General features: G+C 38.7%; 19 protein-coding genes. 5 read left to right on the top strand and 14 right to left on the bottom strand.

The window, feature by feature from the left end:
* Positions 1-7: 7 nt before the first annotated feature.
* Both DCS32_RS06680 and DCS32_RS06685 read right to left on the bottom strand, forming a co-directional pair.
* A complete protein-coding gene (locus DCS32_RS06680; RefSeq protein ID WP_108877554.1) occupies positions 8-724 on the bottom strand; it encodes a 3'-5' exonuclease in 717 nt (238 codons plus the stop codon).
* Between the two features lie 181 nt (positions 725-905).
* The gene (locus DCS32_RS06685) at positions 906-1,379 is read right to left on the bottom strand and encodes a methylated-DNA--[protein]-cysteine S-methyltransferase (protein ID WP_108877555.1); all 474 of its coding nucleotides are present in this window, start codon (positions 1,377-1,379) and stop codon (positions 906-908) included.
* Positions 1,380-1,508: 129 nt separating this feature from the next.
* Between DCS32_RS06685 and DCS32_RS06690 the strand changes: the two genes are divergently transcribed.
* Positions 1,509-3,689: a response regulator gene (locus DCS32_RS06690; protein WP_162533605.1), complete on the top strand. Its 2,181-nt coding sequence runs from the start codon at positions 1,509-1,511 to the stop codon at positions 3,687-3,689.
* A 13-nt stretch (positions 3,690-3,702) separates the two neighbouring features.
* Here the strand turns inward: DCS32_RS06690 and DCS32_RS06695 are convergent, their stop codons facing one another.
* Positions 3,703-4,818, bottom strand: coding sequence for a CNNM domain-containing protein (locus DCS32_RS06695; RefSeq protein ID WP_108877557.1), 1,116 nt, complete (start codon positions 4,816-4,818; stop codon positions 3,703-3,705).
* Between the two features lie 184 nt (positions 4,819-5,002).
* Here DCS32_RS06695 and DCS32_RS06700 point away from each other — a divergent pair, with 184 nt between their 5' ends.
* Positions 5,003-5,674 carry an HAD family hydrolase gene (locus tag DCS32_RS06700; RefSeq protein ID WP_108877558.1) on the top strand — a complete coding sequence of 224 codons (672 nt, stop codon included), beginning with the start codon at positions 5,003-5,005 and terminating at the stop codon, positions 5,672-5,674.
* A 29-nt stretch (positions 5,675-5,703) separates the two neighbouring features.
* On the opposite strand, the gene DCS32_RS06705 is transcribed toward DCS32_RS06700, so the two are convergent.
* Positions 5,704-6,153: a DUF3291 domain-containing protein gene (locus DCS32_RS06705; protein WP_108877559.1), complete on the bottom strand. Its 450-nt coding sequence runs from the start codon at positions 6,151-6,153 to the stop codon at positions 5,704-5,706.
* A gap of 25 nt (positions 6,154-6,178) precedes the next feature.
* Positions 6,179-7,162, bottom strand: a complete 984-nt coding sequence (hemB, locus tag DCS32_RS06710) for a porphobilinogen synthase (RefSeq protein WP_108877560.1) — start codon at positions 7,160-7,162, stop codon at positions 6,179-6,181.
* Between the two features lie 126 nt (positions 7,163-7,288).
* Between hemB and DCS32_RS06715 the strand changes: the two genes are divergently transcribed.
* Positions 7,289-9,952, top strand: a complete 2,664-nt coding sequence (locus DCS32_RS06715; RefSeq protein WP_108877561.1) for a DEAD/DEAH box helicase family protein — start codon at positions 7,289-7,291, stop codon at positions 9,950-9,952.
* A gap of 86 nt (positions 9,953-10,038) precedes the next feature.
* Here DCS32_RS06715 and hemF read toward each other — a convergent pair whose 3' ends face one another.
* The 8 genes from hemF to hemA all read right to left on the bottom strand — a co-directional run bounded on the left by hemF (position 10,039) and on the right by hemA (position 17,591).
* Positions 10,039-10,944 (bottom strand): oxygen-dependent coproporphyrinogen oxidase, encoded by a 906-nt coding sequence (gene hemF / locus DCS32_RS06720; protein WP_108877562.1) that lies wholly within the window; start codon positions 10,942-10,944, stop codon positions 10,039-10,041.
* Positions 10,945-10,967: 23 nt separating this feature from the next.
* Entirely contained in the window at positions 10,968-11,726 is a 759-nt protein-coding gene (locus DCS32_RS06725; RefSeq protein ID WP_108877563.1) for an EI24 domain-containing protein, read from the bottom strand.
* A 1-nt stretch (position 11,727) separates the two neighbouring features.
* Positions 11,728-13,083 (bottom strand): TrkH family potassium uptake protein, encoded by a 1,356-nt coding sequence (locus tag DCS32_RS06730; RefSeq protein ID WP_108877564.1) that lies wholly within the window; start codon positions 13,081-13,083, stop codon positions 11,728-11,730.
* A 65-nt stretch (positions 13,084-13,148) separates the two neighbouring features.
* Positions 13,149-13,607 (bottom strand): DUF6973 domain-containing protein, encoded by a 459-nt coding sequence (locus DCS32_RS06735; protein WP_162533606.1) that lies wholly within the window; start codon positions 13,605-13,607, stop codon positions 13,149-13,151.
* A 26-nt stretch (positions 13,608-13,633) separates the two neighbouring features.
* Positions 13,634-14,662, bottom strand: coding sequence for a uroporphyrinogen decarboxylase (hemE, locus tag DCS32_RS06740; protein WP_108877566.1), 1,029 nt, complete (start codon positions 14,660-14,662; stop codon positions 13,634-13,636).
* Positions 14,663-14,762: 100 nt separating this feature from the next.
* Positions 14,763-15,443 carry a uroporphyrinogen-III synthase gene (locus DCS32_RS06745; RefSeq protein WP_108877567.1) on the bottom strand — a complete coding sequence of 227 codons (681 nt, stop codon included), beginning with the start codon at positions 15,441-15,443 and terminating at the stop codon, positions 14,763-14,765.
* Entirely contained in the window at positions 15,440-16,354 is a 915-nt protein-coding gene (gene hemC, locus DCS32_RS06750) for a hydroxymethylbilane synthase (RefSeq protein ID WP_108877568.1), read from the bottom strand. Before hemC ends, DCS32_RS06745 begins: the two co-directional genes overlap by 4 nt.
* A complete protein-coding gene (gene hemA, locus DCS32_RS06755; protein WP_108877569.1) occupies positions 16,347-17,591 on the bottom strand; it encodes a glutamyl-tRNA reductase in 1,245 nt (414 codons plus the stop codon). The genes hemC and hemA overlap by 8 nt, the downstream gene beginning before the upstream one ends.
* A gap of 210 nt (positions 17,592-17,801) precedes the next feature.
* Between hemA and DCS32_RS06760 the strand changes: the two genes are divergently transcribed.
* Together DCS32_RS06760 and hemH are read left to right on the top strand one after the other, a co-directional pair.
* The gene (locus DCS32_RS06760) at positions 17,802-18,692 is read left to right on the top strand and encodes a helix-turn-helix transcriptional regulator (protein ID WP_108877570.1); all 891 of its coding nucleotides are present in this window, start codon (positions 17,802-17,804) and stop codon (positions 18,690-18,692) included.
* Between the two features lie 121 nt (positions 18,693-18,813).
* Positions 18,814-19,854 carry a ferrochelatase gene (gene hemH, locus DCS32_RS06765; protein WP_108877571.1) on the top strand — a complete coding sequence of 347 codons (1,041 nt, stop codon included), beginning with the start codon at positions 18,814-18,816 and terminating at the stop codon, positions 19,852-19,854.
* A gap of 53 nt (positions 19,855-19,907) precedes the next feature.
* Here hemH and DCS32_RS06770 read toward each other — a convergent pair whose 3' ends face one another.
* Positions 19,908-20,318: a hypothetical protein gene (locus tag DCS32_RS06770; protein ID WP_108877572.1), complete on the bottom strand. Its 411-nt coding sequence runs from the start codon at positions 20,316-20,318 to the stop codon at positions 19,908-19,910.
* Positions 20,319-20,454 lie beyond the last annotated feature (136 nt).

Consider the following 20,454-nt stretch of genomic DNA (forward strand, 5'->3'; position numbering starts at 1 on the left):
TAACTAGTTATACAGAAATGATTTCACTCTCTTCGAGTAGTTTCTCGTTGCGCAGTCTCAATACAATTTGAGCAACAGCAACGGTGTCTTTTTCACAATATACTACAATACGTTTTATATCCTTTTCTTCGTAGTAGACTGCCCTTACTTGGCTGCCGTCTATATCGTCCTTAGGAGAAGGGATGCCGAGTATTTTTGTGAGCAGTTTTAAGGAGGTGTAGTGTTTGTAATCTCCAAACTTCCATAAGTCTAAGGTATCAATGTGAGGTATCTCCCAAGGTTTTTTTCCAAAGAGGTTAAGCTTATGAGGTAATGTAATGCCATTTATAATCATCCTACGAGCGATATATGGAAAGTCAAACTCCTTACCATTATGAGCACAAAGAAGATGCTGCTTGCCATTAAAATGTGTTTCTAGTAGGGTTTTAAAATCATTGAGGAGAATTGATTCATCATCTCCAGCAAAAGAGGTGGTTCTAAATCTCTTGCCTGCTACACTAGCGTTAAAATAACCTACAGAAATACACACGATTTTTCCAAACTCTGCCCAAATGCCAGCGCGTTCATAAAAAGTCTCTGGAGTATGCTCATCTTTACGCAGGTATTTTGTCTTATCTGCGTAAAGTGCCTTTTCTACATCGTCTAGATCAGAAAAATCTTGATGTTGAGGTACTGTCTCAATATCCAAAAAAAGGATATGTTCTAGTTGTAACGTATCTATCATTTGTTTATTCGGTTATTTTCAAGCCTAAAATCTTATTTAATGACGTTAAAATACAATAAAATGCTAATTGACAGCGATTTGTGTGTTTTGATATTTGTAATTAGGTTATTCGAAAGATTATTTTAGGTAGGCAAATGTCAATTTTTTTTGCTTTCGCGAAAGCGAGATTGAAACCTTTACTTCAAAACAACGAACCCTGAGTAACGGGACTTTCGTGTTCAAGCAGCCATTTTTTACGATATAATCCGCCAGCATAACCCGTTAGAGAGCCATCGCTGCCTATCACGCGATGACAAGGAATGATTATAGAAAGGGGGTTCTTACCATTTGCGCTTGCTGCTGCACGTATTACTTTAGGGTCGCCTAGCTGTTTTGCCATAGCTAGATACGAGGTTGTTTTTCCAAATGGTATAGCCTCTAACTCTCTCCAAACTCGACGTTGAAAATCTGTACCTGACGGATTGAGCTTGAGGGAAAAAGTAGTGCGTTCTCTCGCAAAGTATTCTAGAATTTGGGCGACAGCATCATCAAGTGCTTTTGGAATTATCGTAGTGGGTAATGCATCTGTTTCTATAAATAATACAGAACTCAGGCCATCGCTAGAGGCTTTTAACTCTAATAATCCTATAGGTGTGGCTATAATTGCGTGTTCCATTATCTCAAATATACCAATTAAGGTGTTGTTTATCTTACTGCCAATCAGTACTTTTATGGATTATAATATCTACATATGCGGCTCGCGCAACACCTTACTTATCTGGTTTTTAGCTTATTTTCTTTAATAATGATGGCACAAACGCCGTCTCAAGACATAGAAAATTATCAGAGTATTACATTAGATCTCGCTGCTATTCAATTGCAGAATCAGGAGTATAAAAGCGCTATCCAGACGCTAGATGATGTTCTAAAAAGAGCACAAAAGCAAGATGATAAAAACAAGCAGTATAGTGGTTACTCCATTCTAGGCGCCGTGTATTTATCATTGCAAGACACGGTAAAATCACGAGATGTTTTTGAAAAAGCGCTTGTGATAGCACAAGAACTTAAAAATGATACACTACTAGCATCTTCTTACAATGATTTAGGAAAGTTATACGCATCTTCTGAGGGGTATCAAGACAAGGCGATTAACTACTTGCAGAAAAATATCCAGTTAATAGAAAAACTTGATGGCTCAGATAAGTCACTTGGCGCGCGTATAAACCTCGCTACACTGTACTTAAAGCAAGAAAATTTTGACGAAGCATACCCTGCTTTAATGCAAGCTAAATTTGCAAGTTTAAGAGATTCCTTAGACCGTAAAAGCCGCGCAAGAGTGCTCACATTACTAGGAAGATATTACACTAGTAGTAAACAAGAAACGCTCGCCGAAGATGCTTTTATGGAAGCGATAGAAATCAGTTTTTCAGAAGGCCTAGTTGCCGAAGAGGAGGAAGCTCAAAAGCAACTTGCAAAATTTTATGAAAGCAATAAAAATTTTGAGGCAGCATACTACCACTCACAACGTCAGTTACAACTAGCAAATGAAGTTTTTAAAAATGAAAGCCAGAAGGAATTGCAGGTTGCAAGCGCACAGTTTTACTCTCGAGAAAATGAACGTGACCTTGAGATAGCCACAAAAGAAAAAGAATTATTGGATCAAGTAGCCGAGAGTTCGCTCAAAACTACAACGGCGCTTCTTTTTGCTTCATCCATACTACTTGTGGCGCTTTTTATAATTTTCACATTGTATCGAGCACGCAAGCAAAACTTATTACGCTTACGCGAAAAAAATAAGCAACTAGAAAAAGCAAAAAACGACGCCGAAGAACTTTCTAAACTTAAAACTCAATTCTTCTCAACAATTAGCCATGAGCTGCGTACACCGCTTTATGGAGTGATAGGGATTGCATCAATCCTACTTGAAGATACAGAGGTAAACAAGCATAGGCATGATTTGAGATCGCTTAAATTCTCGGCAGATTATCTGCTCGCACTCATTAACGATGTGCTTCTTATGAGTAAAATGGAAGCAAAAAATATTAAGCTCGAGCATACACCTTTTAAACTTAATACACTTTTAAGGAGTATCACGCATTCATTTGAATTTAGTCTAGAGCAAAATAATAATAAATTACATTTAGAGATTGATAAAGACCTTCCTAACCAACTTGTAGGAGACTCAGTAAGGCTTTCTCAAATTTTAATGAATCTCATAGGGAATGCCATTAAATTTAATGAAAATGGAAATATATGGGTTCGTATAAAAAAGGAGTCTATTACCGCAGATGGGCTATATAGAACAGCATTTAGCATAGAAGATGATGGGATGGGAATTCCAAAAAATAGCCAGCAAAGTATTTTTGAAGAATTCTCTCAGGTAGAAAATAAAAACTACAATTATCAAGGTACTGGTTTAGGTTTACCTATTGTGAAGAAACTACTAGCGCTTTACGATAGCGATATTACGTTAGTAAGCGAAGAAGGAAATGGAGCAACTTTCTCATTTGTAATTAACCTAGAGAAAGCCACGGGAATAGCTTCTGTAGAGCAAAAACAAATTGATACAATAGAGAGTATACACACGCTTCAGGGAACACATCTCTTAGTGGTAGATGATAACCGTATTAATCAAAAGATTACTCAAAAACTACTTGAAAATAAAGGGTTTTCATGCGATCTCGCTAGCGATGGTATAGAGGCAGTAAGCATGGTTCAAAACGGAATGTATGACTTAATTCTTATGGACATTCACATGCCTAAAAAAGATGGTATCGAGGCAACTAAGGATATTAGAAAATTTGATACGAGTATACCAATAGTCGCACTTACAGCCGTAGAGATTGATGAGATACGTCATAAAATCTACAAAGCTGGTATGGATGACATACTAGTAAAGCCTTATGATGTATCTCAATTCTTGAGCGTCATATTGCGCAATATTAAAAATAAAAAATCACAAGCAATAGCTTCTGCGAGTGAGTAATTTACGGGTTAAGCTACGAGCCAGAAGGTGTGTTTTCTGAGTTCTTGTCATCATAAAGACCTAAGGTTTTTGCACGCTTTTGCCAGTTTTTTCGAGCTAGTGTTTGCAAGTCGGCCACGTTGTCGCTTTCATCCATGATTTCTAGTCCTAATAAAGTTTCAATAACGTCTTCCATAGTAACAAGACCGCTCATAGTTCCATACTCGTCTACTACTAGTGCTATATGGTTTTTAGTAGAAATAAGCTGATCAAATAGATCTGGAATAGGCAGATTGCGTTTTGTAACAAGAATAGGACGTTCTATCTCCTTTAAAGTAGTTGAATGTTTGTCTAAAGCCATCTCACGATACACTTCGCTTTTTAAAACAATACCTGTGATATGATCTCTTGTTCCTTCAAAAATAGGAATACGAGAAAAACGTAATGATTGATTCTCAGCAAAAAAGTCGGCAACGGTGGTTGATGCGTCTGCCATTTTTATCACGGTGCGAGGCGTCATAATATCTTTAGTAAGCACCTCTTTAAATGTAAGAAGGTTGTTAAGTATTTTTGATTCGCTTTCTTCAAAAACACCATCTTCACCTGCCATTTGTGCCATTGCAGTAAAGTCCTCACGGCTCAACACGCTCTCGTGGTGACCGCCACCACCTACCATACGCGTAAAAAGCTGTAGTAACCATAAAATACCGGTGTATTTTAAACTGGCCACCATAATTGTGAGCGTCTTTGCAGAGAAATTTGCAAGAGACTTCCAGAATTTTGCACCTATAGTTTTAGGTATAATCTCACTTGCAATTAAAATAAGCAACGTCATAAGTGCAGATACAAAACCAAGAAAGTTAATCTCTGTAAATCCAAGGTTAATAATAAATTCTGGATACAAATCTGCAGCAACAGTACCTACCATCATTGCACCTACAGTATGGGCAAGTGTGTTTAAGGTAAGGATTGCAATAAGTGGTTTATCTACATCTTTTTTAAGTTCTTCAAGAGTTTCGGCATAGGCTTTTCCTTCGTTTTTCTTGATGTTTATAAAAGTAGGTGTCACACTTAGAAGTACAGCTTCAAGTATAGAACACAAGAATGAAAAAAAGATTGATATAGTTGCCCACAACAGTAATTGACCCATAATAAAGTGATTGTTTTATGTAAATGTAGGGAAAAAGCGACGATACTTTAGCGGTGTTAGACGTACTTTATATGTAGGCACGCTTTCGCGAAAGCGTAATTAATCATACCAGTCCTAAATCATAACAATAATTTAAGACCAAACCCTTGATTTTTGGGTAGGTTCGCATCTCTTATAATTAGATATGAAAAAGCAAGAATTAAAGGCAGTACTTTTTGATTTTGACGGAACTTTAGTAAACTCAGAGTCGCTTCATTTTGATGCATTTAATGAGTTGTTGGAGCCGTTTAATATCCAATATTCTTGGGAAGAATATGCAGAAACCATGGCAGGAAAGCCTGCATATTATGCCTTGGAGCAAATCATTAAGGAGCACAATCTTGATATTCCCTTTGAAGAAACGCTTAAGAAAAAAGAAGCGCTGTCTTATAAAAACCTCCGTAACTCACCAGTTGCATTTATGCCTCATGCAATAGAGACGCTCAATTATTATAAAGATAAGGGAATCACCCTAGCACTTGTCACAGGAAGTGATCGTGAGATGGTAGATATTATTTTTGGCAAGGAAGATCTTGCACACTTTTTTGAGATTACAGTGACTTCCTCAGATGTAAAGGACACTAAACCTAGTCCAGAATCTTACCTCAAAGCACTTAGTGATTTAGGACTCCAGTCAGAAAATTGTATCGCCATAGAAGATACACACAGCGGTATGACTTCTGCAAAAGACGCAGGATTGCAGTGTTTGATAGTACAACATGATACCACACAACATAAAAGACTACAAAGAGCAGATGCACTCTTTTCAGATCTAAGAGAAGCACGAGCCCATATTGAAAAGCATTTTTCTTTCTAGAAACTCATTTTTTCGCGCAAGCGGAAAGTTTACACAGGCTTTTCAAAAACTTCTTTAAAAGTAAACGCATGGGCACTAGTGCCATTTTTTTGGAGATATTCTAGTCGTTCGATAGCTTCTTTTTCTGTGGGAGTGGTTCCGGCTTCTATCCACCATAGCGCATAATGTGCTTCACCATACTTTTGAAACCATTCCTTCTGGCGTTTCATAATGGCTGTATGGAACGTCGTGTAAGTATAGGTTCTAAGCGACTCTACATCCTCCCATATAGAGAAATTTATAAGCACTTGCTCATCGGCTAGGGCATTGGGTTGAGGTGTGGCATTCTCATCAAAAACATCCCGCCACACAAAACCTTTAGATTGCTCTGCAAGTGTATTTACCTCATCTGTATGGTCTCTAAAATCCTTCATCTCTGGATCATTTATGGAGACCCCTTTCATGCGGGCAACGTTAACTTGAGCGAGATGGTAGTTCATAAAATTACGTTCTTACTCCTACAAATTAACTTATCAACTTCACGACATCCTTTGCAAAGTAACTTGCCATCATAGTTGCCCCTGCACGTTTAATGGCAATTACTTGTTCCATCATCACGCTATCGTGATCTAACCAACCTTTTTCGGCAGCGGCTTTGAGCATTGCATACTCACCACTCACTTGATATACGGCAATAGGCACATTTACTGCTTCTCGCAAATCACGCACAATATCTAGGTAGCATAATCCTGGTTTTACCATCACGATATCTGCCCCTTCTTCTATATCCATGAGCGTTTCTTTAATCGCCTCATCACGATTTGCAAAGTCCATCTGATATGTTTTCTTATCCTTTGGAACATCTTTGAGATCAACAGGGGCACTATCCAGTGCATCACGGAAAGGGCCATAAAAGGAACTTGCATACTTTGCACTATAGCTCATAATGCCAGTGTTATAAAAACCTTCATCTTCTAGCAATGTGCGCATTTCAAAAATACGACCGTCCATCATATCACTTGGCGCGAGAATATCTGCACCAGCGCGAGCGTGGCTTAATCCCATTTCGGCAAGAACAGCGGCGGTATCATCATTTATTATCTCTCCGTTACCTACAATCCCATCGTGGCCAAAAGAAGAATAAGGATCTAGTGCCACATCTGTCATCACTACCATTTCTGGGCATGCATTTTTTACTGTTTTAATAGCACGTTGCATGAGCCCGTCACTATTGAGTGCTTCTGTTCCAGAGTTGTCTTTAAGGTTGTCTGGCACTTTTACAAAAAGCAATACAGATTTTAATCCCATTGACCACAACTCTTTAACTTCTTTTTCTATGAGTTCAAGGCTATACCTATAATATCCAGGCATAGAGTTTATTTCTTCTTTTACACCTTTTCCTTCCACAACAAAGAGTGGTACAATAAAATCATTAGGAGTGATGTATGTCTCGCGCACTAGTGAGCGTATAGCTTCTGAGGTGCGTAGTCTGCGATTTCTGCGTAGCATAAAAAGAGGTATATAGATTTATAATCGTCTAGTTAGGTGGTCACAACTCTTTTACAAATAGTCGTTCGTACTTCGAATTGTGTGCCTTATATTTAAACAAATTTACCAATTAATTTACCACTCCCTTTGCTTAAAGAAGCCTTTCATTTCATATACCCGTGGCGCACCTATCAGGAGCGATTTTTAAAGGATTTTAAAAGTCATGCTTTAGATAATCATTTGCATGTAGTTGCACCTCCAGGGTCTGGTAAAACAGTGCTTGGGCTCGAGATGATGCGCCGTGTAAATGAGAAAACGCTTGTGCTTGCACCTACAATTACAATCAGAAACCAGTGGGAACAACGTATGTTTGAGTGCTTTGTGAGCGAGGAAGATTGTACTATTCCGCTTTCGCGAAATATAAAAGAGCCTGCACACATCACTTTTGCAACTTACCAATCATTACATGCTTTTTCAAAAAATGAAATGGAAGGTGATATGAGTCGGCTGGTAGCTTTTTTCGCGGAAGCGGGCATCAAACATATTGTATTAGATGAAGCACATCACCTTAAAAACGAGTGGTGGAAACCACTTTTTGCCCTCAAAAAACTAGAGGGAACACTCACTGCGTTGACCGCCACACCACCTTATGATAGTGAGCAACGAGAAATAGCCAAATATTTCCAATTATGCGGCCCGATAGATATTGAAATAAGCGTTCCAGAATTAGTAAGAGAAGGAAATCTATGCGCGCATCAAGATTACATTTATTTCTCCGAACCAGACGAAGCACAAATTCAATACATTCTCAAGTACCGAGTAAAATCAAAGGTTTTCATTGATTCGTTAGTAGAAAATGATAACTTTGGAACGTTCGTTTTAGAACATACTTTGTATACTTTGACAGATGGATTACTTGATCCTATCTATGAAAAACCAGATTTTTACGTTGCCATTCTCGTATATCTTCAAGCACGTGGTCATGAGATTCCAAAAGAGAAAATAGAGGTACTAGGAGTAGACACCGAGAAAGCTCAATTGCCACTTTTTAATCAAGAATGGGCAGAGCGATTATTACAACCTATACTCGTTACAGATAGAGAACTATTTATAGAAGACGAAGAGATGCTGCTGGATGTAGAAAAGCAGTTGCGTAGGGTAGGTGCCTTTGACAATAACCGGGTGAACTTTAAAGGAGAGCGCCAGCTTTATAAATCACTTGCGCAAAGTCCTAATAAGCTTAAAAGTATTTGCGAGATTATAGATTTTGAATCCCAAGGAATGGGTGAAGATCTACGTGCAGTAATCCTCACGGATTATGTACGCAAGGAATTCTTAGAAAGCGTAAACGATGATCTGGCAGATGTAAATAAACTTGGTGTTGTTCCAATTTTTCATCACCTGCGACATTCACTATCAAAAAAAACTGAAGATTTACACGGAGTAAGCAAATTAGAAAAACTAGCTGTTCTCACGGGTACACTTGTTATTGTGCATAAACGCTTAGAAAGCGAAATCATCAAAGTACTTTCTAATGATGATTATACCATTACACCTCTTGATGGAACGGAGTTTATCATTGTAAAAACAAAGGAACGAGCAAAGAGCATTATTGTGAGTGTAATTACTCAGTTATTTACAGATGGTCACATACAAATTCTGGTAGGCACCGCTGCCTTGCTAGGAGAAGGATGGGATGCTCCCGCTATTAATACATTGGTACTTGGTTCCTACGTGAGTTCTTTTGTGATGTCTAACCAGATGCGCGGTCGTGCGATACGCGTGCAATCTGGTAATCCAGATAAAGTAGCTTCTATCTGGCACCTTGCGTGTATAGATCCTACCATTGATGGTGGTGGTGAAGATGTGGCAAAACTTGTAAAACGTTTTGACGCCTTTTGCGGAGTCTCTCTAGAAAATGATCCTTTTATAGAAAATGGCGCCGACCGGTTTGCACTGCCTACAACCACAATCAACAAGGAGACGATTAATGAAAAAATGCTCCAGCTAGCAGTAAACAGAAGCCATATTAAAGAGCGCTGGAATAAAGCTATAGGGACTGGAAAGCTACTTGTGCGAGAACTAAAGTTTGATTTTAGCCCAAGTAGCAAGAAGAAAGAAGCCGAAACGCAAAAGGTCTATTACAAAGATGCTGTAAAATATAGTTTCTTGCAGCTAGGAGCTGTTATTACTATGACCATTCCAGAGGTGATAATTAATAATGTAGGAAGCTATTTTTCTAAAGGAATGCTGTTTTTTATATATGCCACCTTAGGTTCTATTGTGCTCGTACTGGCGCCCAAAACATATAAGGCTATCGTGAAGTACCTTAAATTTGGTCGTATCGATAAGCAAGTGTATAAAATGGGGCAAGTAGTATTAAAGTCACTGCGTGAGCAATTATTAATCACCACCCAACTACAGCAAATGAAGCTCGGCGTAGAGTATTTACCTAATGGGGAGATTGCTTGTTTTCTCACAGGCGCCACCGCAAAGGAGGAAATACTTTTTGTAACCTGCCTGCAAGAACTTCTAGAACCCGTATATAATGCACGCTATATGATTGAGCAGTCCGGTTGGTTTCAAGAGAAATTTGGACTTGCAAATTACTACAGCGTCCCGTCTATATTTACAGCCAGTAAGAAAGATGCTGCCTTGTTTTTCAAGTACTGGGAGATTTTTGTGAGTGATGACGCACGACTGACTTTTACAAGAACACGAGACGGCAGGAAGCAATTACTTAAAGCACGTTTTCATTACTTGAATACCGAGAATGGTCTTAAGACCAAGACTTGTGCTATCTGGAGGTAAGAGGTTTTTCGCTTTCGCGAAAAAGTGAAGATTCATTGGTCATAAGTCACACACGGTAATTTATGACCAATAAGTAGTTTCGGTGTTTAAGAAACCCACTCCTTCGGCTCCTGCAACACTTTAATTAATCGTTCTTCCTCGCTTCCTGGTGCTGGGTGGTGATCATATTTCCACTGTACTACGGGTGGTAGGCTCATTAAGATACTTTCAATACGGCCATTTGTTTTTAGACCAAAAAGGGTTCCTTTATCGTGTACGAGGTTAAATTCTACGTAACGACCACGGCGTACTTCTTGCCAGTCTTTTTGTTCTTTCGCAAAAGCGGTGTCTTTTCTACGCTCCACAATAGGGACATACGCCTCTAAGAAACTGTCGCCCACAGTGGTTACAAAATTGTACCAGTCTTGCATAGAACGCTCTTCGGTAGCTTTGCAATAATCAAAAAACAAGCCTCCTATACCGCGACCTTCATTACGGTGTGCGTTGTAAAAATACTCATCACAACGTGCTTTATATTTAGGATAAAAGTCTGCATCATGTTTATCGCAAGCAGTTTTGCACGTCTGGTGAAAATGAGTAGCATCTTCATCAAAAAGGTAATAAGGAGTGAGGTCTTGCCCTCCACCAAACCATTGGTCTACAATGTTTCCTTCTTTATCATACATCTCAAAGTAACGCCAGTTTGCGTGTACCGTAGGCACCATTGGGCTTGTAGGGTGCAAGACCAGTGATAGGCCGCAGGCAAAGAAATTTGCATCTTCTACGCCAAAATATTGTTGCATCGCCTTCGGAAGTTCGCCGTGAACTTGTGAAGTGTTTACACCGCCTTTTTCGAAGATATTGCCGTTTTCAATGACGCGCGTGCGACCACCACCACCTTCTGGACGTTTCCAGTTATCTTCTTGAAAGCTGGCCTTACCATCTAGTTGCTCTAGTGTGGCAGTAATTAGATCTTGAAGATTTAGTATGTAGTTTACAAATTGATCTTTCATTATATGTTTTTTTAGGTGGTGACCTATGCAGTCAGGCTAGTGTGATGGTCCTTGTCAAGCAATTTTATGGTTTGCACCGTTGCTGCAGTTACAGATATGGGTAAAACGAGTATAATTCCCACAAGTGGGATGATAAGAAACAGCATAAATACAATACCGTTACCTATGGCTTGACCCTTGTTTCTTTTTATAAAATCTACGCTTTCTCTATACTTAAAATGACGTTCTAGTGTATAGTCCATATTACCAAAACCTGCGTAGTAAGCTTGTGTAAGAAATAGTAAAATAGTGGCAGCAATACTTCCTATAATTGGGATAAAATTGAGCAGTAAGATAGGTAGCGTGATAAGCAATTCTAGTCCCAAGTTACGCACGTTTATGCGTATACCTCGTATAAGTTGTTCAGTATTTGAGGTGTCTCTGTGGGTGTGATTTTCTCCTTTAAGGTGAGCCTCTATTTTTTCTGAAACTGGGCTCATAAATGGCGCACTTAGTGCCATAATAATGTGCTTATATAAAATAAGACCTATGGCAATGATAAGCAGTGCACTCACAATCTCTGCAAAAATAAAAAAGGCGTGTCTTCCCGTTTCCCAGGGCCAGATTTGCTCTACCCAGTGCCCTATATTATCAGAAAAGCCCCAGGCAGATGCCGCAATCATCGAGGCAGTAATAAGACTGATAACCATGGGGATGGCAAAATACTTCCAAAGCCCCAACTTTGAGATTAACCCAAAAGACGATTTATACGTTTGTAGTCCGTTTAAGATGCCTTTTATCATATTATACTGCTATATCTTCTTTGAGAATTTCTCTGTCTTCCTTTGTGATTCCTTTTGACCAAATGGCGAGGCCAAAGGTAAGTACACCTAGTCGACCTATAAACATAAGGATTATGATAATAATCTTACCTATACTGCTTAAATCTCCAGTAATCCCAGTACTCACACCCACAGTACCAAGTGCAGAGGCAACTTCAAATAAAATATTTTCAAAATCAAAATCTTCTGAGAAGGTTAGTACAAACGTCCCTACAAAAATAAGTGTTGTATAAAATATAAAAGATGATGTTGCTACGTATAGTCGCTCATAAGGAATGCGTTTTCCTAAGAAGGTGATGTTTTTAGATCCTTTGAGTCGGCTTTGCATTATGGCAAATACGGCAGTAAGTGTGGTAATTTTCATACCTCCAGCCGTACCAGAAGGAGAGGCGCCTATGTACATCAAAAATATAGTTACTAGTAGCATAGGTAATATAAAAGTACCAAAGTCAACAGTATTAAAACCTACTGTAGTCATCGCGGTCATAGATTGAAAAAATGCAGCACTCACTCGAGCTGACCCACTCAAACTTGAGATGGACGGCTCTAAGAAGTAAAAAAACAGGTATCCAAAAGCTAGAAGTATAAGCGAACCTATTGTGACAATCTTTGTTGTAAAGCTAAGCGAGTGTGTTCTGTTTTTTATCCATAAGCCCACGTCTGTAATCACTATAAAACCTAGCGAACCGCAAATAGCGAGCATTGATATGGTAAAGTTTATGAGTCCATTATCTACGTAAGGTGTAAATCCACTATTAAAAAGACTAAAACCAGCGGTACAAAAAGCACTTATACTATGAAAAATAGATGACCAGATTGCCTCTCCCGTTCCCATACCATCTGACTTAAAAGCAATAAAGAATAATATGGCGCCTAGAACTTCCATTATTACCGTATACAGTACTACAGATTTTAAAAAGTCTTTGATACGTATAGTAACGGGTAATGTAAACTCTGTATTGAGAATACTTTTATGCCAGGGTGTTATTTTATGGGTAGTAGATAGCAGCATAAATGTAGTAAAGGTCAAGTAACCTATACCTCCCAGCTGGAAAAGTGCCATTATAACAAATTGTCCTCCTATGTTATATGAGTCAAAAATAGACATCGTAACCAGCCCCGTAGTACTCACTGCAGAGGTTGCAATAAAAAGATGATCTAATATTGAAGCACTCGTCTTTTGTAACCAAGGCAAGCTCAGGAGTAAAGTTCCTACTAAAACATACGTGAGAAAACCATAAAATAAATTTTGCTGTGGCGTCCAGCTCCTTTTAAGTGCGGTGTATCGTAAACTCAGCTTATTGTAGAATGTTCTCATAACTAGAAATTATAATCAAAAGTATTTGTTTTGCCCTCCATAGCCTGTTACATATGGTTAAATTATCACTCTAAGTGAACCAGTATCGTATCACAACGCTTGATTTCTTTTAGGCTAGTACGCTTTCGTGAAAGCGGAACCATCTCCAGCAGTTGTGTCACCAGTTGTTCTTCGTCTTGCCCGCAAAGGCTTGTGATAAGATCACGTCCCACACGGTTGTTATGTAAGTCCATCGCACGTTCTAAAGGTGCGTTAGGAGAAAAATCCTCGTGCCAGTCTGTAAAACGTTTTGTCCACGCTAGTGATCGCTGCAGCGGCAAGCCTCGTTGCACACTAAGGTGCACGATAAGCATATTCCACAAGGCGTGTCTAAAAGCATTTTCTGGGCCGTTGAGATGCTGCTTCTCGCCATACAAGTCATTGCAAATAGCAACCGTTTTGCGAGTCCCCTTAATGGTAGGAATCACAAATCTTGGATGGCGTGCACTGAGCCAAAAAAGGCTCCACAGCTGTTTAAAATCCATAGATTTGACAACAGCCCAGACGTTCATTATGCTTTATACTCTTTTACAGCTTCTATAAATGCACCTGCATTTTCTATAGGAATGTTAGGTAAGATACCGTGACCAAGATTTACAATGTACTTGTCTTTGCCAAATTCATTAATCATCTCGTGCACCATTCTCTTGATCTCGCTAGGAGGTGAGAATAATCGAGTAGGGTCAAAGTTACCTTGCAGCGTGATATTACCACCAGTAAGGTAGCGCGCGTTGCGTGCAGAGCACGTCCAATCTACGCCCAGTGCAGATGCTCCAGACTTTGCCATTTTATCAAGTGCAAACCAGCATCCTTTCCCAAAAGCAATTATTGGCGCCTCATCTTTAAGAGCGTCTATAATTTGCTGTATGTATTGCCAAGAGAATTCTTGATAATCTACCGGTGAAAGCATCCCTCCCCAGCTATCAAAAACCTGTACAGCATTTACACCTGCTTCCACCTTTTTCTTGAGGTAAGCAATGGTAGTATCTGTGATTTTTTGAAGTAAAGCGTGAGCTGCTAGCGGTTGTGTAAAACAAAATTCCTTTGCTTTGTCAAAGTTTTTTGACCCTTGACCTTGTACACAATAACATAGTATCGTCCACGGTGATCCTGCAAAACCTATAAGCGGAATCTCGTCATTGAGTTTTTCCTTAGTCATTTTAATGGCATCCATCACATAGCCTAGCGTCTCATCGATATCAGGAACAATTACTTGCTCCACATCCTTTGCAGATCGTATAGGGTTAGGTAACCACGGCCCTACATTAGGCTTCATTTCTACCTCAATATTCATTGCCTGAGGGATCACTAGAATATCAGAAAATAAAATGGCTGCATCCATCCCATAACGGCGTATAGGTTGTACAGTAATCTCACTCGCAAGCTCAGGAGTCTGGCAGCGTGTAAAGAAGTCATACTTTGCTTTAATTTCCATAAATTCTGGAAGGTATCTTCCAGCCTGACGCATCATCCATACTGGTGGGCGGTCTACAGTTTCTCCTTTAAGTGCTCTTAAAAATAGGTCGTTTTTTATGCTCATATCTCTAGGTCTGTTCGAGCGCAGTCGAGAACTTAATTGTACTCTTATAATGAACCTCTCGACTGCGCTCGAGGGAACAATTTTATGTTTTTCTAGATAGTTAAGTTCTAGATTCTTCTTTCAATGTTTTCACCGCCTTTGCAATCGTGCTTTCTATGCTTGTTGCATCAGATACGATTACTTTTTTAAAGTGCAATCTTGCCGTTGTGGCAGTGGTCTCACCTATGCAAAACGCTATACTGTCTATTGCTGGTGTGTTTTTGTTCGCTTTCGCGAAAGCGTTAACACCACTCGGACTAAAAAATAATATACCATCAAATGTACGGTCAAAAGACTGTGTTATTTGATGTGTTTCATAAACCACTACTTCTTTACACGCTACATTATTTTCTTTGAGTAATGTAGGTAACTCATCTCTGCGCTGTCTCCCGCAGAAGTAAGTGAACGATTCGATTTTATGGTTTTCGACTATAAAACGAGCCAATTCTTCTCCATTTTGCGCTGTTTTTGTCACTTTTATGCCATTTTCGACTAAAAGCGCTGTTGTTTTTTCGCCAACAGCAAAACAACTTTTTATACTTTCTAATTGCTCACTAGAAAGATTATTAAGTAAAGCGCGTGCTCCATTTTGACTAGTGATGATTACTTTTTTATGCTTTCGCGAAAGCGTAAAAGCAACCTCTTGTGTGCGTATCGCATCATATTCCACAAATTGTAAACCTGCATTGAGAAGTAGCTCTCGTTGGTTAGGCTTTAATTTTTTTGTGAATAGTACGGTCATTTTTTTAAATTACTCTTAATCTCCTTCATCAACTCTCGTCCGCCATCATCAAGAATATCAAGGGCACAATCTGTTCCAAAACCAACAGCATTTGCTTTTGAAACTACCTGCTCTACTTCAATTTTTGTGGCACCATCGAGAGAAAATAATACCCCTCTAAATCGTATGTCGTCACCTATTTCTTCTGCGAGAGCTCCTATAGGAGCGGTACAACCGCCTTCAAGAGTTTTTAAAAACTCACGTTCTATATAAGTGCACAAAGCTGTAGGCTTGTGGTTTAGTGTGGCGCATGCCTCTAGACAAAACTGATCCTCTTCCATCGCGACAATGAGCATGGCTCCTTGTGCTGGTGCAGGAAGCATCCAGTCTAGTACTTCGTAATTTTCTGGAAGTACCTCAATACGTTCTAAGCCAGCTTTTGCAAATATGGCACCCGTCCAGTCACTATCTTCTAGTTTTTGAAGTCGTGTATTTACATTGCCACGTAAATCTGTAGTCTGATGGTTAGGGTATCTATTGAGCCATTGAGCCTGTCTTCTTAAACTTCCCGTAGCAATTGTGCAAGGTTGTTTGTAGTCTGGTGCTCCTTTATGTACAAGAATATCTTCGGTTGCAGCTCTTTTGAGAACTGCGGCTTGGACAATCCCTATAGGTAAGGCGGTTGGAACATCTTTCATGCTGTGTACAGCAATATCGACGGTGCCGTTAAGCATTGCAACATCTAGGGTTTTTGTAAAAATACCTGTGATTCCTAGCTCGTAGAGTGGCTTATCTAAGATAAGATCTCCAGTAGATTTTACCGGTACAAGTTCAGTTTTGTATCCGTTTGCTTCTAGTTGTGATTGCACGGTTTTAGCTTGCCAGAGTGCTAGTTCGCTATCTCGAGTACCAATTCGTATGGTTTTACTCATTGTCGTTTTCGAGTTGAAATATAGATTGTATAAGTGCTATACTTTGATCTGTAGATCCGTTTGCATTGCGTAAATGATGCGCAAACTGATTTGTAATTTTTTGAATAATCTTGTCACTCATAGCCGTTGCACTCGCCTCACTAAAATCTGGCGTTTTCTTACGTACATTTTCAATCTCTGCAGCTTGTACTTCTTGAAGTCTCACTTTGAGAGCTTTCATGGTAGGAGCAAACTTTCTAGTTTGTAACCACACATTAAACTCATCTGTAATTTCTGCAATGATTGCTTCTGCTTGAGGAATATAACCCTGGCGACGTTTTAAGGTCGCGTCTGTCATTTTTGATAATTGGTCTAAGTGGAGGAGCGTGACATTCTCAAGCTCTTCTACATCATTAGACACATTTTTAGGAATAGAGAGATCAAGAATAAGTAAAGGCTTTTTACTGTGTAGTAATTCTTTACTTATTGTAGGTTTCTGAGCACCTGTAGCAACTACAAGGATGTCCGTTTGTGCAATCTCACTTTGTATATCTGCATATTCCTTTACAAGTAAATTAAATTTACCTGCAATTTTTTCTGCCTTTTCTTTAGTTCTATTAATAAGCGTGATATGCTCATTTTTAGTATGCTTTACTAAATTCTCGCAAGTATTACGTCCTATTTTTCCAGTTCCAAAAAGAAGGATATTCTTGTCTGAAACATAGGGCACGCGAGCCATAATATATTGTACTGCGGCAAAGCTCACTGAGGTAGCACCACTTGAGATTTCTGTCTCGTTCTTAATACGTTTACTTGCTTGGATAACAGCATTTACTAATCGTTCCATAAATGGATTGATAAGCTGTAATTTTTTAGCACGCTTAAAACCAATTTTGAGTTGGCCAATGATTTCAAAGTCACCTAGAATCTGACTATCAAGGCCAGTCCCTACTTTAAAGAGATGAGCAATCGCATCATCGCCTTTGTGTAAATATGCTACGTCTAGAAACTCTTCTATGGTTCCGTGGGTGTGCTCGCAGAGAATTTTAACGAGCGTCATTGCGTCTGGCGCAAAGCCGTATAACTCTGTTCTATTGCAGGTAGAAATAACAGTAAGAGCAGTTACTCCTTCATTTTTGGCACCTTTTAGAATTGCCTCTTGAGCAGTTTCAGATATTGCAAAATGACCGCGCGTAGTTGCGTCGGCTTTTTTGTAACTAATACCTATGGCGTAAAATCGTTGTCTTTTCAAAAGCAAATATTCATTTCCTCTGATACTATCAGGGACGCAAAAGTAATAGTCACTTTCTTAAAAAAATAACGCTAGCGGTATCATTTATATCGTACAAGGTGTAAAATGAACGATAGAAGGCGTAATTTTACATGAAGCACAGTGTTTACGGTAAAGTACACGCACTTGCTATTTCATTTATTTAGAGTGATTCTAAATAAAAAAATAACTTTTGTTATGGATGTATCACAAAAAAACAACGCTGAAAGCCTAACTAATGAAACTCTCATAGAAGATGGCTTTTTTATATTAAGATTTGATAACGAATCTGCTCAAAAACAGCAAGTTGAGCGTACGGTAAATAGTAGTTACATTCAGTTTCACTTTTGCTTAAAAGGTGCAGCTATTTTTAATTTTAATGATGGCGCTTATCAACTACCTATACAAGAAGAAAACTCACTATTACTCTATAATCCTCAGCGAGATTTACCTATGAATTTAGAGCTAGCACCAGAAACTTGGGTCGTTACACTCTTAATGTCTATTAAAAAGTTTCACAACTTATTTTCAAATGAGGCGAGTTTCATTCACTTTTTGAGTGATGAAAATAAAGATCGTAAATACTATAAAGACGGTAGTATTTCTCCCAGTATGGCAATTGTGCTTAATCAGTTAATGAATTACAGTCTCCATCCTTCTATCCAGAAACTATATTTTAAGGGAAAGGCTTATGAGCTGCTTAGTCTATATTTTAATCGTCCAGCAGATGCAGATATTGAGCAATGTCCTTTCCTTGTAGATGAAGATAATGTGCAAAAAATAAAACGTGCTAAGCAAATTATCATTGCGAGAATGGACGCACCACCCACTCTAAGCGAACTATCAGATGAAATAGGCTTATCACTTAATAAACTTAAGGAAGGCTTCAAGCAGATTTATGGAGATTCTGTGTTTAGTTTTCTGTTTGACTATAAGATGGAAGTTGCGCGCCAGTTGCTGGAGACAGGCTCTCACAATGTGAACGAAGTAGGGCTAAAGGTAGGCTATAGCACAGCAAGTCACTTTATTACGGCATTCAAGAAGAAATTTGGTACTACGCCAAAGAAATATTTAATGAGCTTAGGGTAAAAGTTATCACGCTTTCGCGAAAGCATAAAAAAGACAATACCAGTATCATAAAGTCTTATAGATAACATGAGGATGATACGATTGATATACTGTATTTTTGTTAAGGAAAAACTGAGAATAAATGAACAAAGGAGTTTTAATGGTAAATCTGGGATCACCAGATAGTACAGATCCAAAAGACGTAAAAAAATATTTAGGCGAGTTCTTAATGGACGAACGCGTAATTGATGTTCCTTATGCAGCACGCGCATTGCTAGTAAAAGGAATCATATTAAATACACGTCCTAAGAAGAGTGCAGAGGCGTATAGTAAAATATGGTGGGATGAAGGATCACCGTTAATAGTCCTTACACAGCGGCTTCAGAAAAAAGTACAACAACATACAAAACTTCCTGTTGAGATTGCGATGCGCTATGGTTCTCTATCTATCAAAGAAGGGCTTCAGAAATTGCATGATCAAGGAGTAGATGAGGTAATGTTATTACCGCTTTACCCTCATTATGCCATGGCAACTACAGAAACAATTACCGTGCTTGCAGAGGAGCTAAGAGCTGAGTTTTTCCCGAAGATGAAAATAACTGATGTAAAACCATTTTACAAGGATGCAGATTACATCAAAGTATTAGGAGATTCAATTGCAGAGAGTCTTGAAGGTGTAGATTATGAGCATGTATTATTTTCATATCACGGGGTTCCTGAGCGCCACATACGTAAAAGCGATGTAACAAAGGTACACTGTAAGATTGACGGATCTTGCTGTATGTCTGAGTCTGCAGCACATGAATTTTGCTATAGGCACCAGTGCTATGAAACTACCCGAATGGTAGGAGAATATCTAGGATGGGAGCCTTTAAAGTTTTCAACTAGTTTCCAGTCTCGTTTAGGTTTTGATCCATGGTTACAACCTTATACAGACCGTACTGTAGAGCGTATGGGGAAAGAAGGATTTAAGAAAATGGCCATTGCTACACCAGCATTTGTTTCAGACTGCCTTGAGACGTTAGAAGAAATTGCGATGGAGGGTGAAGAGATTTTTCACGAAGCAGGAGGAAAGGATTTCCATACCATTCCTTGTATAAATGACCGAGATGACTGGGCTGCACTTATTGCCAAATGGGCAAATGAGTGGGCACTTGTAGAAAGTGGAAAAGCTATAGCTTAATAGAAGCTATAATCATGATTTAAAGAATAGAAAGTGAATTTTGCTTGATATAATTACCCTAACGGTTGTTCTGTAAGTGGTGATTTTTCGCCAAATTTCACTTTCTTTATTTCTTTTTGAGCTTCCTCAAGGGTATTAAAAACAGTGAGTTTGTACTTTGAGAAGTTTTGCTCAAACTGTACAATTTGTTTTGTAGCAATTTTTTCTGCAACTATAAACATTGCATTTATATCTGCATAATAAGGGCACTGTATATAAACAATAGGGTCAATTGTATAATCAATAGTCCTGTCAAATATGAATCCATATTTTAAACCGTTGTAGAAAGGGCGAGATTGCTCATGAAGAGCTATTGCTTTAGGAACATCTAGAACGATACCTTCATTCATTTTACAAATCACATAGGTTTTGTAAAACTCAATTATAGCAAAATTGAGATCTTTTTTTTGTAGTAAATCATCCATAGTTGCACTAGTTTGGGAGGTTTCAATGTATTGAAAAACATCAGTTTAAATAGGGATATCATGTAATTTAAGCATTATATATTTGATTAACTGATAACTACCGACTAAATAATATCTTAATTGTATCATAGCAACT

The organism is Dokdonia sp. Dokd-P16, assembly GCF_003095655.1.
Lineage (GTDB): Bacteria > Bacteroidota > Bacteroidia > Flavobacteriales > Flavobacteriaceae > Dokdonia.

What these genes read in the sequence shown, in the direction of transcription:
- DCS32_RS06700 (WP_108877558.1), top strand. Translation starts at nt 5,003, where the DNA reads ATGAAAAAGCAAGAATTAAAGGCAGTACTTTTTGATTTTGACGGAACT.
- DCS32_RS06735 (WP_162533606.1), bottom strand. Translation starts at nt 13,607, where the DNA reads ATGGATTTTAAACAGCTGTGGAGCCTTTTTTGGCTCAGTGCACGCCAT.
- hemE (WP_108877566.1), bottom strand. Translation starts at nt 14,662, where the DNA reads ATGAGCATAAAAAACGACCTATTTTTAAGAGCACTTAAAGGAGAAACT.
- DCS32_RS06705 (WP_108877559.1), bottom strand. Translation starts at nt 6,153, where the DNA reads ATGAACTACCATCTCGCTCAAGTTAACGTTGCCCGCATGAAAGGGGTC.
- DCS32_RS06695 (WP_108877557.1), bottom strand. Translation starts at nt 4,818, where the DNA reads ATGGGTCAATTACTGTTGTGGGCAACTATATCAATCTTTTTTTCATTC.
- hemH (WP_108877571.1), top strand. Translation starts at nt 18,814, where the DNA reads ATGAACAAAGGAGTTTTAATGGTAAATCTGGGATCACCAGATAGTACA.
- DCS32_RS06725 (WP_108877563.1), bottom strand. Translation starts at nt 11,726, where the DNA reads ATGATAAAAGGCATCTTAAACGGACTACAAACGTATAAATCGTCTTTT.
- DCS32_RS06690 (WP_162533605.1), top strand. Translation starts at nt 1,509, where the DNA reads ATGATGGCACAAACGCCGTCTCAAGACATAGAAAATTATCAGAGTATT.
- hemB (WP_108877560.1), bottom strand. Translation starts at nt 7,162, where the DNA reads ATGCTACGCAGAAATCGCAGACTACGCACCTCAGAAGCTATACGCTCA.
- DCS32_RS06770 (WP_108877572.1), bottom strand. Translation starts at nt 20,318, where the DNA reads ATGGATGATTTACTACAAAAAAAAGATCTCAATTTTGCTATAATTGAG.
- DCS32_RS06730 (WP_108877564.1), bottom strand. Translation starts at nt 13,083, where the DNA reads ATGAGAACATTCTACAATAAGCTGAGTTTACGATACACCGCACTTAAA.
- hemC (WP_108877568.1), bottom strand. Translation starts at nt 16,354, where the DNA reads ATGAGTAAAACCATACGAATTGGTACTCGAGATAGCGAACTAGCACTC.
- DCS32_RS06760 (WP_108877570.1), top strand. Translation starts at nt 17,802, where the DNA reads ATGGATGTATCACAAAAAAACAACGCTGAAAGCCTAACTAATGAAACT.
- hemF (WP_108877562.1), bottom strand. Translation starts at nt 10,944, where the DNA reads ATGAAAGATCAATTTGTAAACTACATACTAAATCTTCAAGATCTAATT.
- DCS32_RS06685 (WP_108877555.1), bottom strand. Translation starts at nt 1,379, where the DNA reads ATGGAACACGCAATTATAGCCACACCTATAGGATTATTAGAGTTAAAA.
- DCS32_RS06680 (WP_108877554.1), bottom strand. Translation starts at nt 724, where the DNA reads ATGATAGATACGTTACAACTAGAACATATCCTTTTTTTGGATATTGAG.
- DCS32_RS06745 (WP_108877567.1), bottom strand. Translation starts at nt 15,443, where the DNA reads ATGACCGTACTATTCACAAAAAAATTAAAGCCTAACCAACGAGAGCTA.